The following is a 15,892-nucleotide window of genomic DNA, read 5'->3' as shown; positions in this document are numbered from 1 at the left end:
GCGGCCACCGTTGCGGATCCGCAACACCGAGGTGCTCGCGTCGAGCAGCGCGAAGGCATCGCGGTCGCTGGTGACCAGGACGGTACGCCAGCCGGTGTCCCGAGCCTTCGCCGCGCAACTGGCGAGAACGTCGTCGGCCTCGTAGCCAGGCGGGACGAGCACCGGCAGCCCAGCCGCGCGCAGCAGGTCCGGCGCGGCGGCCAACTGTTCCCGCAGATCCGCTGGCTTGGCCGGCCGATGCGCCTTGTACCCGGCGTAGTCGTCCGCCCTCGTTGACGACACTGGACAGTCGAAGCCGACCAGTACGGCGTCCGGACGCAGCCGAGCCGCCGCATGGGCGACATGCGTGACTAGCCCCTTGAGCGCCCACACCGCCCGGCCCTCACCGTCGCGCAGCTCCCCCGTGGCCGCGGCATGGTACGCGCGGTGCAGCAGGCTGTTGCCATCGACGACAAGGACCAACGGCTCCGGGGCACTCACGGCAACAGCGTAGAACGGCGGGTCGGCACTGGGTGTCCAGCGTGCGCGGCGGGCTACGGCACCCCCAGCAGCGGCACTGGTCGCGTTTGGCGGCTAAGAACCGCCATGTGGCCGATCCCCTGGCCGGCGCGCCAAGCAGACGCCGGCTTCACCGGTCCACGCGGGCACGTGCCGCCCGGCTTGCCAACGCCTTCAACACGTATCCGGCATCGCGCCCCACACCGCGCAGCGTGGCCGAGGCGAAGCTGCGCTGCCGCTCCAGGCCGACATACCCCAGCCCCGGCACCGTGGTCGACACCCCGCCCTGGTGCAGCGGCGCACCGCTGTCGTTCAGCGCTGACGTATCTTGCAGGTAAGCCAACTCGGGCCGAAGGCCGGTGGCGAGAATCAGCACGTCGACACGCTCGCGCGAACCGTCGGCCCACACCACACGGTCACCGTCGAGACGGGTGAACAGCGGGCGGTGATCGGGCCGGCCCGCGCGCACGGCCGCCCGGTATCGGCCATCGTCAAGGACCGGCTGAGTCCCCTTGAACAACCGCGGGCCCAGCGCGGCGGTGTCCAACCTCGTGCGGGTAAGCCACCAGTGAAAATCACGGCCCAGAATCCGTTGCGACTGCCACCGCAGCGGACGCCGCGTCGTGATGCTCACCCTCGCCGTCTCGGCCAACTCGACCGCGATCTGCACCGCCGAGTTCCCGCCACCGACCACCACCACCCGAGCCCCGGCGAAGGAGGTCGGATTGCGGTACTCGGCGGAGTGCGACACCGTGCCGGTGAACGACTCCAACCCAGGCAGGACCGGCCGGTACGGGCGGCTGAACCCGCCGCTGGCCGCGACCACCATCCGGCTCTCAACGAGCGTGCCGTCCACCGTGTAGACGACGAAGCCGCCGTCCCGGCGCTCGACCCGCTCGACCCGCTGTCCCCAACGCAGATCCGCGTCCAGCCCCTGCGCGTACCTGCTCAGGTAGGCGACCACCTCATCGCGCACCGGATACCGGTCCGGATCACCGGGAAACGGCATGCCGGGCAGCGCCGAGAACCGGGCTGGGGAGAACAGGGTCAGGCTGTCGTAGTAGCGCGGCCAGGAACCGCCCGGACCGGTGGAGGCATCCAGTACGACCGGTGTCCAGCCCTGGCGCAGGGCGGTGTGGGCGGTCGCGAGACCGGCCTGGCCACCGCCGATGACGACAACGTCAGCGAAGCTCATGCCAACAACGTATCGTCATATCGGGACAACACGAAATGATGTGATGGAGCAAACTGGATCACGATGACCACACCGCAGACCCTGGACGGGCCCACCCAGGACTTCCTCAAAGCCATCGCCAGCGAGACCCGCCAACAGATCATGATGCTCTTCGCCGGCGGGGCCGAGCTGACCGTGGGCGAGGTCGCCGACCGCTGCGGACTTGGCCAGTCCACCACCTCCGAGCAGCTAGCCATCCTGCGCCGCGGCGGCCTCGTCACCGCTACCCGCGCCGGCAAACTCGTGCGCTACCGCGCCGACCCGGCGACCATCGCCGAACGCCTCAACGACCTGCAGGGCTACCTCGCCGACTGCTGCCCTCCGCCAAGCGCCCAACCGCGCCGCTCATCCTGAGCCGTGACAAGACGGCGCTCCCGCCGCAACCGCCGTGTCCCATGACGACACCGTCCGCGGACATCACCGAGCGCGCCGTTTCCGATAGCACGCGGGCAGCCCGCCGCGCAGGTCCGAATCCGCGTCACTCGACTCCGCAGCAGCCTGGAGGAATCGGGGTGGCCGACGAAATCCCAGCTCAGGGCACAGACGCGGGGCAGGCGCGCAGGTGCGGAGTGGAGGTGGGATTCGAACCCACACTGTCGGAGGAGTCGGTCGGCCCTGACTGTGGGTTGTCGTTGATTGTCAATCACCGTCATTGGCTGCGGATATGTGCGGCTGGCGACCTATATGGACTGTCGCTGGTTGTCGCCGTCTTGCAGGGTTTTCGGGGGTAAACGAGGGTGCTCAAGTGCGCCCGTCCGCGCGGCGCGATCTGGTCGGAAAGGAGATCGTCTTGGGAAGGGTGTTGGCCTGTGCCGCGCCGGCGATTCCGGCTGCGCTTCCACGAGGTCCCGACAAGTCGGCCCTTCCGGCGACAGGAAGGGCAGGTCCCACGCCGGCGGAGCCGACGCATCGCCGTCGCGCTGCATCTCGCACGATATGCCGTAATGTGCGCATCCATGCGCCGTTCTACACGTTGATTTACATTGATGTATCTTGATGTTTTTCGGCTGGCCGAGGAGATCACCAGATGATGCGACGCCTGGCAACCACCGCCCTCACCGCCACCCTGCTGTCGGGAGGGGGCCTCGCCGTAACCGCCACACCGGCTGCCGGAACGGCACCCCCGAGCGCGGGGGTAGCGGACGACAACTACTCGCTGGTCGGCGCTTTCGTCGAGCGGTATCACGGCCGGTACATCTACGGCTGGGGCGGCACCCAACCGTGTGCCTTCATCGACGGCGTGTCGCTGGAACTCATCGACCACGGCCAGAACTGGTACAGCAGTGCGGTCAACGCCTACGAGAAAACTTTCGGCGTACGCGCCACGACCCGTGCCGCGGTGCGCAGCCTGGCCGGCGCCGATCTGCAGCCGACCGAGCCTCCGGCGCACTGCCGTTTCTGATCCGCGGCGCTACCGGGTGCCGCCTGTCGGCGGCACCCGGTAGGAGGTACCCCGGTCGGATCAGGCGTACGTGTAGGTGCTGCTGTGGTTGAGTACGGAAGCCGGGGTCACGTCGGGCCACGGCTGCAGGGGCTCGTTGAGGTCCACGACGCCGGTGGTGTTGGCGGCCGGCAGGTAGCGGCTTGTGTCGAAGCCCCACCGGGTCTGCCACTGCGACCACAGCCGGTCGATATTGCAGTGGTGCAGCCAGAAGACCGGGTCGTTCGGAGAATCCTGCTGACCCATGTGGCCGCCGACCCAGACGTGCACCACGTTGTGCAGGTTGGGGGTCGCCCAGCCCTCCATCCGGTTGCGCATGCCGCTGGTGGCCGAGCTGTTCCACGGCGCCGCGTCGTAAGTCGAGTTGCCGAGCACCGAGGTCACCTGCGTGGCGCTCGGCAGCGTGGCGCTGCCCATGGCGCGCCGCAGCGACGTTGACGTGGTGCTGCCCACGTTGATGCGCCAGTTCGTCGCGCCGGCGAACGGGCCGGTGGTGATCGGACCGTTGCCCCCGGAACCGTTGCCGCCCATGAAGTCGGCCGTGAACGGCGCGCCTGTCGTGGAGCGGTCCACCGTCCAGTCCCAGTAGGGGATGCTCACCGCGGGGTCGTAGACCTGCAGGGCCCGCTCGAACTCGATGAGGTACTGGCGGTGCCAGGGCAGGAACGACGGGGACTGGTGGGCATAGCGGATGCCGCCGACGCTGGCGAAGTAGTTTATGTGGGTGGTGACGTACCAGTCGTAATTACGACCGGTGGTCTGCGCCTTCAGCTGCTTGACGGCGGAGACGAAGGCTGCCTTCTCGGTGCTGGTCAAGTTGCGCGCGTTCTTGCGTACGCCCATGGTGGGTGCCCTTCAGCTAGGTCGATGAACAGGAGAGGGACGGCGGCAAGTCAGCGCCCGTGGTCGTGCTCCGTGCTGGCGAGGGCAGTGAGCTCGCTGTCGCCGAGCGCGTCGACCGCTTGCCGAGCAAGCTTGAGCAGTCCGTCCTTGTTCCGGTCCTCGTCGATCAGGACGGGCTCGTAGTGGTTGAGGGCACTGATGAAGCCAAGGGAGACACCCGACGCGTCCGCGGCGGCCGGCAGCTCGATCGGCATGACGGCCAGCTTCCGGCCGTTGATGTGCACCTGGTGCGAATGCTTGGTCTCTGCCTTGCCGTGCGCCCCCTTGATCTTCTTGCCGCGGTAGTCGAGCTCGAAGTCGCGCGGATCCGGGTCGGCCGGTGCGGTGGTCGGGGACGGGGCAGCCGAGCTGGAGGTGGCCAGGATCTGCGCGCCGACAGCGCTGCCGATGACGGCAGCGGCGGCGGCTCCGTAACGGAGGGCGTCACGACGATTCATCTTGGACATGAAGGTGCCTCTTCCGGTGGGATGGTCGCCGCTGCGCTGCCGCGCGACGGCGTGTCGAACTGGCGTCCCGCATCGGCAGCCCTTGCCGCACGCCGAGCGGGTCGACAGCGAGGGCTGCCGACTCAGGGGGCCACGCCGTCCGCGCCGAGCCCACGGCACTCGCCCTGCGGGTCCGCGACAGCGTCGAAGGCGGCGGTGTGCCCCAGCTTCTCCACGGCGTACGGCTATGCCCTGGTCGTGTATGTGACGGTCAGATCATCACCGGTGAACCCGGGGGTGATGGGGCACGAACGCCATACCCCGGCGGCCGGCCCGACCTCGCCGATGACACTCGGCCGCACCCCGTACGCGCCCGGCAAGGCGGTGGTGGGTGCCACCTAGGCGGCAAGGGCGCAAACGGCCGCCACCGCAGTGGTTGCCTGAGCCATTGTGCGCATGAGAAGTTTCCTTTACCGACATTCCCGGGGATCCTCCCGTGACATAAAGGATGTCCGGCGGAAAAGTTGGCCCCGTCCGGCGCGACGAACGTATCACCGTTTCCGACTGGACGATGTGGACAGAGTCACAGCTCCGAGCTAACCATTCGTACGTAATTAGCGGTTGTTAATAGCGATCATGGAGAGGGCTGTCCGTATTCGTCCTGCTGTGTGTAAACGGCTCGTCTCCGGTGTCCCCTGTGGATCGCGTCCACAGCAGGCGGAACCGCGTTAATTAAGAAGTGTCGGTCAGGCGACACGGCGTGACTTCATGTCACAGCCTCCGGCGGACTGGCGTGACGATCACGGAACTTTCGCATACATCTCTGGCTCCGGATTTGATCTTGTGGGTGGGGCGTTTCAGGCATTCGCCCACATCTCCCAAAGGCTGGCGAATGCCCAAGCCTTTGCTGGCGCGGTGGAACGGTTTGCCGTTCACCAAAGAACGGCCCCGAGCATCGGACGATGTTGACGGCGGTCCGACGGCCGGCAGACGTCGTTCTAGGGACTGCGTCCCGCAGACTTACGGCAAGCGCTCTTCCCGGCATGTTCGAGGGGACCGGCAAGCGGGCCGGCGGCTCGCTGGCCTGCTGTCGCCAGCTCGGGTAGCGAGCCGAACAAAGTCGGCGTAGTCGCAACCTGCGGCGAGGTAGCGGGGCTGGTACCGCTGGCAGGTAGTCTTGGGGGGCGCGCCCTTGTAGCTCAGGGGATAGAGCAACGGTTTTCCTAAACCGTTGCTACGCCAGGCGTCCAGCGTCATAGATGAGTCGTGGGTCGGCTGATCTCCCGGTCTTAATTGCACGCGATTTGGCAGTCTGGCGGCCGCTGTTTTTGCGACGTTCTCTGAATCTCCGTTTATGCAATTGCCAGGTTTTGCCGTGGCTGGTGTTCACGTTCGTGGTTTACGGCTGGCTCCGCGGTCGACCGCCGACGTGGTTCAACGTGCTCTCGATGGTGCTGCAGGAGGCCGTCGAGTACCAGCGGATCCCGTTCAACCCCTGCCGCGGGGTACGCGTCAACCAAGGCGTGCGGGCCGAACTCCCGCACGCCGCCACCGGGCAGGTGACGGCGATCGCGGCCCGGCTCACCCGCCCGTCGGACCAGTTGATGGTGATGACGGCCGCGTACACCGGTATGCGGTGGGGTGAGCTGGCCGGGCTGGCCCGCGACAACCTCGACCTCGTCAACGCAGACATTTACGTGCATCCGGAGGTCGGAGCGCTGCACGAGGACCTAATCGGCAAGGCGGTCGGCCACCGCCACCGCAACCCCCTGATGCACCGCCGGATCGACCTTTGGTGGGCTCTCCCGAAGCAGCCCCCGGCCGCCTATCAGCGGGCCGTCAGGCACGTACGGCGCCAGATTGAAATGCAGATGCGGGACGCGGTCGCCAAACACGTACACGTAAACCTTGTCGGCCGCTGTCGCCGCGCGAAGCGCAGCCGTCGCCCGGGCCAGAATCGGACCCAGCGTCGCTGCCTCGACTCCATCGAGGTCGGTGATGAAGGGGATGTGGCGATGCGGCTCGAGGTGCGCGAAGCCGAGGACCGCGCCATGCAGAACGACCGACACCCGCCAGTAATCGTCCTCCCACACCCGCTGCCGGCCAAAGAACGCATCGGCCTCTTCCACCCGGCACAGCAGGCACCCAGTCGCGGTCACCGGTCGATTATGCGCGCGCTGCTGGCATGACCCCCGGACCGGACGAGCACCAGCCGGAGCGCCACTGGCGGCTGCCGGGGCAGTACGGCGCCGCCCACTACGCGCCCCCTGCTACCGGGGCGCTGCGCCACGCGTTAGCTACCGTGCTGTTCGCCGCAGGGAGGGTCCACCTGGGCCGGCGGCACGGATACGCCCGGACCGGAGATCGCGTCGAGCTCAACCTGGTGCCGGCCCACGGCGTCCGTGAGGTCATACAGATGGCGGAGTAACTGTTCGGGGCGGAGCGGGCACCCCAGCCGCGTGACGAGCCGCGACGGTGCCATGTTCCTGGCCGCAGACCGCGGCGACTACGTGTCCGCCGCGCAGGAGCGAGGGTTTGGTTGCCTTGGACAACTTCACCGCCGCCTGGAAGACCTTTTGCCCGGGTGCGGTCATCCGGTAGAGACCGCCCTGCGGCGCGGGCTGGGGCAGTTGCTGTTCAGCGTCGTGTGGCACGGCGACGCCCACGTAGTGCAGCGCCTGCCGATGTGCGGTGTCGACGGCGGCCCGGAAGTCTTCCGGGTCGGCGCCGAGCCGTTCAAATGCCCGCCGGGCCGTACCGTCGGCGAGCCCGAATGCGGTCAGCAGGAGGTGCTCCGGTCCGGGTAGATCGTCACCGGCGCGCTGGGCCTCGGCCTCGGCGCCGGTCAGCAGTGCCTCGACGGTGCGGACGTCCTGTATGGCGCGGGGAAGTTTCACGAATGGTCCTTCTTCTTCTGGGCGAGTTTCTTGTGGGCTGCCTGGGCGCTCACGCCGAGCGCCTGACCTATCTGGGCCCAGGTCCACCCGTTGCGCAGCGCATGGTCGACCGCGGCGCGCTCCAACTGGTTGGCAAGTCGCCGCAGCGCCACTACTGCAGCCAGAGCCGCCTGGGGATCGTCCGGCGAAGGAAGCTCCGCATGTTCAACCATGTCATCAACTTTAGTTGATGACCGCAGCGTCCGCCGGGATCCCGCAGGCGCGGCGTACGACACAGACCGGGCTCACCGCCGATGGCGCCGAGTTGGTCGACCAGTGCTTCGGCGCCCGGGCGGGGACACCACTGGTGCGGATCAACGCCTACAGCACCGATTCTGAGACCAGCGAACATCGTGGCTTCGTCAACCCGCTCAAGGGCACCTTCGGCATGTTCCGTAACCCGCCGGCGCATACACCTCGGGCCGCCGCCGGCCGGGCACTGACCGAGCCGGACGCGCTGGATCTGTTCTCGCTGCTGTCGCTGGTCACCGACGTCTCGACGGCGCTCCGATCACGCCGCCCCCCAACGTGACCTACTAGTACAGGCGACGCTCGCACCATCGAGGCTCGGCTCCCGCCGGATTGGCGGCAGTCGGCAGATCCAGCCGCATCCCGTCGAGCATCGCCCGCGCCTCGGCACCACCCGGCGGGCAGCGTGAACTGCTGCTCGATCATCAGGCGGGACGGCTTTCGATCGCCGTCGGGCGGGTGGGATCTTCTGTGTGCCCCCCGCGAGGGTCCGAACCTGCGGGTCCATTGCCGGTACGGCAACTCTCGGTTGATCATCTTGTCGACGAGGCTCGGCGCCCTGCGCCGCGAGCTGCCGCCGCGGCACCCTCACCCCCGGTCGCGCGCCGCGTGCCGATGGATCTTGGCGTGCCTGGTCCGGTGCCGGGTGTCACGAGGTTGCCGCGGCGGACGCGAAACGAGGGGTTTCCGGGGGGTTAGCTCGAATTCTTATCGAGGATTGCAGACTTAGCACCTGCGTTTCCGCAGGTCAGGTGCGTTTGGGTGGTGCCCCCGGCAGGTCCCGTACAACATGGGAACGCGGCATGACCGGCGGTGATCCGACGTTCGTGGTGCTGGATGGCACGTGGCTGCTGCCGCCGCGTGGCATCTGATTCGTCTCGTGAGTCAATTATTGCGAGATCGTTGCCCGCAGTCTCGTCGGCGTCCTGTCCGGATGGGCGGCGTGGAGGTGGTACAGACGAGGATCGGGCATCCTCCTGCGCGCAGCGCAGCGGGGGCGTTGTCGGCGCTACGATCTTGTTTGGGCGGCGTGGTCGTTTGCCGCAAACACGGCCACGCCGCTTCTAAACGTACTTAAATGCCGAATTGAGTATGTTGGCCGGCACTCGCTAGTAGGTCAGCGGAGTTCCCTCGACTAACCGGATCTCTCTTCTGGTCTCTCCCCAGTTGGCTAGGTGGGGTGGCGGCCTTGTGCGCTGCCGCGAATGCCTCGCACCAGGCGGCAAGCTTCCTTCAGCACATGACCCGGGTTTGTGATCAGGCATGAGCGCATCAGCGAACCAACCAGCGTGAGGGCCGATCAGCTCGACCAAGAGCTGTACCAGAGGCCAGGAGAGAATATGATCAGCGCGCTCAAGGTACCTAGGATAATCGAGATCCGGTCATCCTTCCAGGACGTCACTCCGCCAGCGATAGTGGCTTCGCATCAGTGAGACCTCGACCTCTGCGAGGTCGTTGTGTCGTGCGGCGATCGTCCCATGCGTAGGTGGTTAGTTCTAATGGATGGTCCCCGCCGCTAATTCGCTGAAAGTCAAGGGTCAGCTAAATCGGCCGCTTCCGCTCTGCCTCGAATCGTTCCTTGCTCAACCCGCCCTTGAACAGATCCTCGTTGAGCACTCGTACCACGTCCTGAACGTTCGAGTCAGTGATATCCAGTTTCCCGCCGGTAATGTAGTGATTGGGATCATATCCGAGTCGCCTGAGCTCCTGCTTTAGCTCATGTGAGGTCACCTTGCTCAAATGCTTGCGCTCATTGATCGCCAGGACTCTGCGCCGTATGCGGGCCCACTTCGTCGCGGCAGCCGCTAGCACGTCGGCCGAGTCTTTAGTCATGAGGTTTGGAGCCAAGCCGCTCGCGGACGCCGTCACTTTGGCTTGAAGGACGGGGCTGTCGCGGAAAAGCTGATCGAACGGGTTCTCGGTGAAGGCAATCAGGCCGCGTCCGGGAACCAGGATCATGTCGCACCGCCGGTCAAAACTGAACAACGGCTGCTCGATTCGTGACAGGTGTTCGTCGCCGAGGATGGCAAACACACGGGTTTCCGCTGAGTATCGCGGATTGGTCTTCCGGATGAAGAGCAGCCGATTGTCGCCACTGCCGGCGACGATGGCGTACAGCAGGAGTGAAGGGTCACGTAGGTTCTCTGGAGACATGTCGGGGATCGCAGTGCTCTCCAGCGCCGTAAGTACCGGGTTGTCAGGATCCAGCTTGTCCCGGGACACGATCTGGTACTCGTCGGTCTCCCAGCTTGTCTCAGCCGACCACTGCCGGCCAGCGAGTTTGTCTTCATTCATCCGGTCCACGATGTCGGTAACGATTCCGCGCAGCTCGTCGCCGACGTCGCGGTTGATAGGGATCGTTGCAGGGGCGATGCCGTCCTTACCCATCCGGCGAGCCACCACAAGCTCGATCCGCTTGGTGTCGACCGTGGTCAAATTCCACCACGCAGCCATGTCGATCCTCCTTGTCAGCGCGCAGCATCCCCTAGGCGTGCACCCTTGATCTCGGTCCTTGGGCCGGTCCGTCACCGATCGGGAAGGATAACTCCCAGCCCTGGAAGTACGAGTCGGACCGGGACAGGCGCAGATCCGTCAGGGGGTTTGCGAGCGATCAATAACAGCGGAGCTCCTCCTGCCTCCCTGACGGCGAATAAATGGAAGCGGAACAGGTACACCAGAGGATTGACCCCGATCAGGGTGCTGCGGACGTAGATCACGCCGACAAGGCCGAGGAACAGCGCGTAGGCGATGACGTCTCGTGTCGTGGGCTTCGAGACCGTCAAGAACGGCACCAGGTACGTGGCCAGATACCCCGCCACGTCTGTACCCCGGTCCTCGACTATGACGAAGGAGCGCTCACGCGGCTCGATCCGCCATGCAGCCGCAAACACCGCAGCCAGCCCGGCCGCACCGAGACCGGCCAGACAGTACAAGACGTTCCGGAGCATTCCCGCTTCGAGGCGAATGGCCGTCAGGGCGAACAACGGGCTATAGGAGCTGATGAACAGCAACCAACGTCCCGCCATTGCCCTTCACCTCCCGCAATGGCCAACGAGTCAACGTCGTGTAAGGACTCGCCGGCAGAGCGGGTGGGCTTGCGTGACAAAGGTCTCGCCAACGGCTAGGGTATTGCCGCCGAGTCAGCCCTAGGCATAGCACCATGTACTACCTGCGACTAAGAGTGCCACAGGCCCTGGAGGACAACGCCGGATGGCCGCTCACGCTGCCGGCTGGTTTGGCCAACTCCGCTTCTAGGACGGCGCAAGAGCGACATTCTCTTCTGCCGCAGACAGCCCGCGTTGGCGCTGGGCAAGGGCGCCTGATTGGTCAGTCAGTTCGCGTCGACCCTTTCACGGCAGCAACGGGGGGTCTATAGCAATCCTTTGGGTGGGATCCTGAGCATCTCCAGCCGACCTCGCCGGCCGGCGCGCGAACCTGGCTGTGGGTGAGGGTCCGCTGTCCGTGTTCTCGAAGGCCTGATTGTGGTTTCCGTACGTGATAGGCATGAGAGGTCACCGCTGCCACGCTTCACCAGCTGCCAGTCGGACGGCGGCCATAGCATCGTCGGACACCCAATTATCGAGAAATCTAGGGTGACGAAGGCATGAAAATAAAAAGCGCAATCATGACAAGAGACGAGACGATTCCCACGCATCCGACGACCAACCCTGCAAGAGCTTTTCCGTATTCCGTCCTTGTACGCAGTCCGGGGCGGCTCAACACAACTGCGGCGACGCCGAATAGGATGCCAATTCCAAAGCAGACCGCAAGCGGAATGGAGACAATGGCCAGAATCAGGGACACGACGGACGTCACGTGCGCGTTCCGGTCAGGATTGCCGGTGTGGGCCGTGGTCGATACCTGATGGCGAGGATCCCACTGGAACTGCGGTGGCAGATCTGAAGTCTGAGCGCGAAGCTCATTGGCCGTCTTGGCCGAGGTTGTCGCCGACATCCGTTGTTCGTACTCATCCAGGCCCAGGTATCCCTCTTCCAAGGCGCGGCTGAGTAGATCAAGCACGTGCGTCCGCTGGACGTTCCCGATGCGCTCGCTCATGTCCCCGCCGCCCTGCATCAGCCCATCTTCTCAAGGAGTGCGTCCTGTGACTACTCGCCAGCAAGGCAAGTGTTCGCTACGCATACCTGATACGGGTGAACCGAGGACTGGTCGGACATCCACCGATTGGACGGGGGATGATGACATCATCATCCTCCTCCGTAAAGGGGGAAGATGAACCATACTCACATGCCGCTTGTCGGGCGTTGGTGTACCTGTGATTTGTGATCCGCTTCGGACCTGACGATCAATCGGTCAGGGTGGCTATGCCACCCGTGCGAGGTCGTCGAGGTGGGCCAGGAGGTGATCTTCTCGAAGGAGCGCGCGCAGTACGAGCGATGTGAAGCCGCCGCAGTCGCCCCCCAAGCGATCCAGGTCGCCGAGCCGAGCGGCTGGGCGCCATCGATTTGCGCTGTCCAGCGATGGTCAGGGTGACAGTCCTGCGGCTCGTCGGGCCGCTGCGATCACGCGGGACAACCACGTCTGTGGTGCCAGCGTTTCCTGGACGCTGAGCAGGTAGGCAGCCGGCGCGGTCCGAGCCGCTCTGGCCTTGGCCCGAGTGGCCCTACGCAGGCCTAGTGCACCGAGCGCAACGCCGCCCGCGACCGCCAATTGCGGCTGGGCGAGTAGGCCGGCGGCGGCCAGTCCGGCGGGCAGCTCAAACTTGTTGTTCAGCGCCAAGTCGGCGGCGTCGAGCCCAACGTCCGTCAGACCACGGCGCAGTTCTTCCACCGGCGCTTTGGCATAGCGGGACACAGCGTCCGACAGGTACGTGGCGAGGATGACCGGCGACTCGACGTTCCGCAGTTGGTCGGCCAAGTCAACGCCGACCGCGTCGACGTACTCGCGCCACCGGTCGAACTGTCCGCCGAAGCGACGCCGCGCCTCGATGATCTTTTCTGCCGGCACGTGGTCGAGATTGCGCGGCGCGACGGCGGTGACGCATAACATGCCGAACGTCTCGGGGATGCCGGGCCGGTCGACTACCTCTGAGCTCGCGTCTGCGGCTGGTGCGAAAGCGAGCGGACCGGACACGAGGGCGTGGGCGGCGAGCTGGTCGGTGGTGGCGGAGAGATTGTTACGCCGGGCCAGTTCCTCGGTTAGCCGGCATTTGTAGATCCAGGCAAGCTCCGGATGCATGGCGAACCAGTCGCCCCGGGCCGGTACCGCCAGCCCGCCATCGATGAGATGCTCGGCAAGGCTGGGTGCCACCTCACTGGAATGCACGCCGGCCAGTGCGCCAGACCGAATCCGCTCGGTCAGCAGTCTTGGATCTGCCCAGTATGCCGGTCCATAGCGCTCCAGGTCGGGGACGCAATCGAGGTCGGTACCAGCCAACGGAAGCGGCCGCGGCTCGGAGAAGGCGCGCGGGTCCCGATAGGCAAACTCCTGAGGTAGCCGCCAGGCGTCACGGCGCTCGGCGGGAAGAGCGTCTACGAAATCGACGAACGGTCCGACCGCAGACTGCGCTGCCGAGGTCGGCGTGTGATCGACCACGAACCCGAGTTCGTCCTGCAGTATCTGGACTAAGGGGGAATTTCGGGTCGGGTAGTCTGGATGCACGATTCGCACCATGCGCGGCCAGTACAGCGCAGCTACTTTCAACCACCGCGAATCGCGGAAATGGATGTACGGGTAGTACACAGCCAGCTTGCGCAGCCGCGTCCCGGGTCCCGCCACGTCACCTCCAGGAAGAGCCACCGAGCAACCTTCTACCACATGTGGCGAGGAGACAAGCGGGTTGCTTACAGCTCGCTCGACTAAGCAAGTCCATCAAGATGGCGTCAAGTTCGTTAGCTCGGCGAAAGCCAAGATCGATTCACTCTCATGCCGCGGTGGCGTAGTCGTCGTCGGTTATCGCTGAGCCGTTGTCGGCGGCCGCCTGGACGAGCACCTAATGTCCGCTGATCGAGGCCGACGGCCGCATGCGGAACAACGCGCTCCCGAGCGGGTCGGCATCGCCCTTCGGCTTGCCTGCCCCGTATCCGCTGGCTGCGCGAGCTCGGCGCGATCGGCGGCTTGCACGCCGACGCCGATCCGGTCTGGATCGGGCGCCCGATCGAAGCCATGATCGCCGTGCGGATTCGCTCCGACGCGCGCGACGCCATCGGCAGGTTCGCCGAGTTCCTAGCGGGATGCCGGCCGTGCGCGACGTCTACCTCGTCTCCGGCTCGTACGATTTCCTACTGCACGTGGCCTGGGTTAGCAGCGCGGTTGGTCGATCATTGACTGCGGTGCGGGCCGCGATGTGCATGACGTGGCCGCCGGGAGCAGTACAGGTGAGGTCCCAGCCGGGCTGCCGGGCGTGCACGTCGTCGACGGTCCAGCTGAGGTCGCGGTAGGTGCTGGCGACCACGGCCCGTGCACTGTCGTCGACGTCCGGGGCGACAGGGAGGTATCGCTCCAGGTGGGTGTACTCGTCGTGGGTGACCCGTAGCGGGTTCGCCAACTGGGGCTGGACGAGCATCTCCAGGTGGGTCAGCGCGGGGTCGTACCGCAATACATTCCGGTCGATCGGGGCATCGAAGAGGGTTAGGTCAACGGGCACGAAGGTGTGGTGGCGTCGTCGTTCGGCCTCGTCGCGCCAGAGTCCCGGATCGTCGCCAGGACTTCGGGTGAAGGCTCGCCCGGTCACGACACCGATACCCCAGAGCCCGGGCGTCGGCCGTGTGCCGGCTGTCCCAGTTACCCAGAGCAGGGTGCGTTGACCGGCGGCGATCAGCTTCGTGCGATAGGAGGGGACGACCGTCCAGTCGCAAATGCGCTGGCCGCCCGCCCAGTGTTGCCCGTCGTGGCGGCCAAGAGTAGGGCAACCAGGAGGGTCTTCCGGCTCGGCGTTGTCGTCTCAATGGCCGGCCTGGTTCGTGTGGCGTGCAGCTGACGTTTCGGGCTGTGCTCCCACCGGTTGGAGCGGCCGGGCTGGTGGTACCCATGTCTGGCCCTTGTTAGGCGGTCCTTCACTTTATGATGCGTGCGGTCTGGAGCATGGCGGGACCAAATCGATCACCATGTACTCGACGGGGTGCTCACGATCACGTATTGGGATGAGCGGGCGAGAGCCGTTGAACAGCGTGGCTGACACGACTTCGCCTTCCGCCGGCCCGACCAGGTTGATGCGTATGGACTATTCGGAATCTGTTACGTCTCTTCCGCAGGCTTCGTCAAGATCGGGTCGGTTCGGTTCGGAGCACTGTTGTTCCAGTTCGAAGCTTCGGCGAAGGCTTGGGCAGTCGGTGGTCACGCCGCCGCCGAGGATGGTGCGGCACAGGCCCATGGGGCCGGGTGCGCCGGGTGGCCCTGGAGGACCAGCTGGTCCTCCAGGGCCTGTTGGTCCTCGGGGACCTGCCGGTCCCGGGACGCCCGGTATGCCGGCAGGTCCTCGGTCGCCGTGAGGTAGCTGTCCTGAGGCCCAAGATGTCGCCGTACCGGCAAACGCGCCCCAGGAGACGACCGTAGCCGCCACGGCGAGGCGAAGCCCGTTCATCTCAATCCACGCTCCCGACGGGGCCTTGCGGTCCGGTCGGCCCGGCCGGCCCGGATGGGCCCGGTCTGCCGGATGGACCGGGCGGGCCGGATGGACCGGTCGGGCCCGGTTCACCTGGGGGACCGGGCATACCCGGTGGACCTTGCGGTCCGATCTGGGAGAAGAGGCCGAAGACCAGCACGGCTGTCGCAACGAACCCAGCGACGGCCAGCGCGATCCACATCGTGACGCTGCGCATGCCAAGACACCTAGACAGATTCTCGCCCACAAACACGGTCACCATCGAAGGTTTCACGAAGATGCCGGGCACCAGCTGGAGGCCGTCCGGCCAGAACGCTTCGGCAACGGCAAGCGGGTTTCCCGTCTGTGGGTCGGCGATCTCCGTATCCAACTCCGGTTCGGCGCAGCCGAGGGACGACAGCTCAGCCACCAGGTCGCGCACTTGCCGAGCGCGGTCTTCCTCAATGTCCTCGTCGGTCACCACCGTCATTGGTCGCAGCGGCTCGCCGGTGCGCTTGACCCCGTCCCGCAACTCGGCGAGGAAGCTGTTAGCTGCGCTAAGGGATGTCTCGTAACTGGCGTGTCGTAGCGAGCCTGCCAGACGATGTTCGTCGATGCTGCCGTGGTGCAGGTGATCTCGGCGGCGGACGAGCAGTGGATCCACCC

General features: G+C 65.8%; 17 protein-coding genes. 5 read left to right on the top strand and 12 right to left on the bottom strand.

Annotation, left to right across the window (positions count from 1 at the left end; all coding sequences use genetic code 11):
• Both V6V89_RS38495 and V6V89_RS38490 read right to left on the bottom strand, forming a co-directional pair.
• Nucleotides 1–480: 5'-3' exonuclease (locus V6V89_RS38495; protein WP_442935302.1), on the bottom strand; the 480-nt coding region annotated here is incomplete at its 3' end.
• 148 nt (nucleotides 481–628) lie between these two features.
• Nucleotides 629–1,693, bottom strand: a complete 1,065-nt coding sequence (locus tag V6V89_RS38490; protein WP_334624614.1) for a flavin-containing monooxygenase — start codon at nucleotides 1,691–1,693, stop codon at nucleotides 629–631.
• Nucleotides 1,694–1,756: 63 nt separating this feature from the next.
• Between V6V89_RS38490 and V6V89_RS38485 the strand changes: the two genes are divergently transcribed.
• Both V6V89_RS38485 and V6V89_RS38480 read left to right on the top strand, forming a co-directional pair.
• A complete protein-coding gene (locus tag V6V89_RS38485) occupies nucleotides 1,757–2,086 on the top strand; it encodes an ArsR/SmtB family transcription factor (RefSeq protein WP_334624613.1) in 330 nt (109 codons plus the stop codon).
• A 676-nt stretch (nucleotides 2,087–2,762) separates the two neighbouring features.
• Complete coding sequence (locus tag V6V89_RS38480; RefSeq protein ID WP_334624612.1) at nucleotides 2,763–3,134, top strand: tyrosinase family oxidase copper chaperone; 372 nt, start codon at nucleotides 2,763–2,765, stop codon at nucleotides 3,132–3,134.
• Nucleotides 3,135–3,194: 60 nt separating this feature from the next.
• On the opposite strand, the gene V6V89_RS38475 is transcribed toward V6V89_RS38480, so the two are convergent.
• Together V6V89_RS38475 and V6V89_RS38470 are read right to left on the bottom strand one after the other, a co-directional pair.
• Entirely contained in the window at nucleotides 3,195–4,016 is an 822-nt protein-coding gene (locus tag V6V89_RS38475; protein WP_334624611.1) for a tyrosinase family protein, read from the bottom strand.
• A 50-nt stretch (nucleotides 4,017–4,066) separates the two neighbouring features.
• A complete protein-coding gene (locus tag V6V89_RS38470; RefSeq protein ID WP_334624610.1) occupies nucleotides 4,067–4,513 on the bottom strand; it encodes a tyrosinase family oxidase copper chaperone in 447 nt (148 codons plus the stop codon).
• A 1,247-nt stretch (nucleotides 4,514–5,760) separates the two neighbouring features.
• On the opposite strand from V6V89_RS38470, the gene V6V89_RS38465 reads away from it, so the two are divergent.
• Together V6V89_RS38465 and V6V89_RS38460 are read left to right on the top strand one after the other, a co-directional pair.
• A complete protein-coding gene (locus V6V89_RS38465; protein WP_334624609.1) occupies nucleotides 5,761–6,690 on the top strand; it encodes a hypothetical protein in 930 nt (309 codons plus the stop codon).
• Nucleotides 6,687–6,929 (top strand): hypothetical protein, encoded by a 243-nt coding sequence (locus V6V89_RS38460; protein ID WP_334624608.1) that lies wholly within the window; start codon nucleotides 6,687–6,689, stop codon nucleotides 6,927–6,929. The genes V6V89_RS38465 and V6V89_RS38460 overlap by 4 nt, the downstream gene beginning before the upstream one ends.
• On the opposite strand, the gene V6V89_RS38455 is transcribed toward V6V89_RS38460, so the two are convergent.
• Nucleotides 6,910–7,398, bottom strand: a complete 489-nt coding sequence (locus V6V89_RS38455; RefSeq protein ID WP_334624607.1) for a Clp protease N-terminal domain-containing protein — start codon at nucleotides 7,396–7,398, stop codon at nucleotides 6,910–6,912. The genes V6V89_RS38460 and V6V89_RS38455 overlap by 20 nt on opposite strands.
• The gene (locus tag V6V89_RS38450; RefSeq protein WP_334624606.1) at nucleotides 7,395–7,610 is read right to left on the bottom strand and encodes a helix-turn-helix domain-containing protein; all 216 of its coding nucleotides are present in this window, start codon (nucleotides 7,608–7,610) and stop codon (nucleotides 7,395–7,397) included. Before V6V89_RS38450 ends, V6V89_RS38455 begins: the two co-directional genes overlap by 4 nt.
• Nucleotides 7,611–7,627: 17 nt before the next feature.
• Between V6V89_RS38450 and V6V89_RS38445 the strand changes: the two genes are divergently transcribed.
• Complete coding sequence (locus V6V89_RS38445) at nucleotides 7,628–7,969, top strand: TIGR02391 family protein (protein ID WP_334624605.1); 342 nt, start codon at nucleotides 7,628–7,630, stop codon at nucleotides 7,967–7,969.
• A gap of 1,259 nt (nucleotides 7,970–9,228) precedes the next feature.
• Here V6V89_RS38445 and V6V89_RS38440 read toward each other — a convergent pair.
• The 6 genes from V6V89_RS38440 to V6V89_RS38415 all read right to left on the bottom strand — a co-directional run.
• Nucleotides 9,229–10,140 (bottom strand): hypothetical protein, encoded by a 912-nt coding sequence (locus V6V89_RS38440; protein WP_334624604.1) that lies wholly within the window; start codon nucleotides 10,138–10,140, stop codon nucleotides 9,229–9,231.
• A gap of 71 nt (nucleotides 10,141–10,211) precedes the next feature.
• The gene (locus V6V89_RS38435) at nucleotides 10,212–10,712 is read right to left on the bottom strand and encodes a hypothetical protein (protein ID WP_334624603.1); all 501 of its coding nucleotides are present in this window, start codon (nucleotides 10,710–10,712) and stop codon (nucleotides 10,212–10,214) included.
• Between the two features lie 562 nt (nucleotides 10,713–11,274).
• Complete coding sequence (locus V6V89_RS38430) at nucleotides 11,275–11,742, bottom strand: DUF1707 and DUF4190 domain-containing protein (RefSeq protein ID WP_334624602.1); 468 nt, start codon at nucleotides 11,740–11,742, stop codon at nucleotides 11,275–11,277.
• Between the two features lie 426 nt (nucleotides 11,743–12,168).
• Nucleotides 12,169–13,422 carry a DUF6236 family protein gene (locus tag V6V89_RS38425; RefSeq protein ID WP_334624601.1) on the bottom strand — a complete coding sequence of 418 codons (1,254 nt, stop codon included), beginning with the start codon at nucleotides 13,420–13,422 and terminating at the stop codon, nucleotides 12,169–12,171.
• Between the two features lie 475 nt (nucleotides 13,423–13,897).
• Complete coding sequence (locus tag V6V89_RS38420) at nucleotides 13,898–14,377, bottom strand: hypothetical protein (RefSeq protein WP_334624600.1); 480 nt, start codon at nucleotides 14,375–14,377, stop codon at nucleotides 13,898–13,900.
• An 850-nt stretch (nucleotides 14,378–15,227) separates the two neighbouring features.
• On the bottom strand, nucleotides 15,228–15,892 hold a 665-nt coding region (locus V6V89_RS38415; RefSeq protein ID WP_334624599.1), incomplete at its 5' end, for a hypothetical protein.

Source organism: Micromonospora sp. CPCC 206061 (assembly GCF_036906915.1).
GTDB lineage: Bacteria > Actinomycetota > Actinomycetes > Mycobacteriales > Micromonosporaceae > Phytohabitans.
Note: the sequence above shows the minus strand (reverse complement) of the source record. Positions and strands in the feature narration are given on the sequence as shown.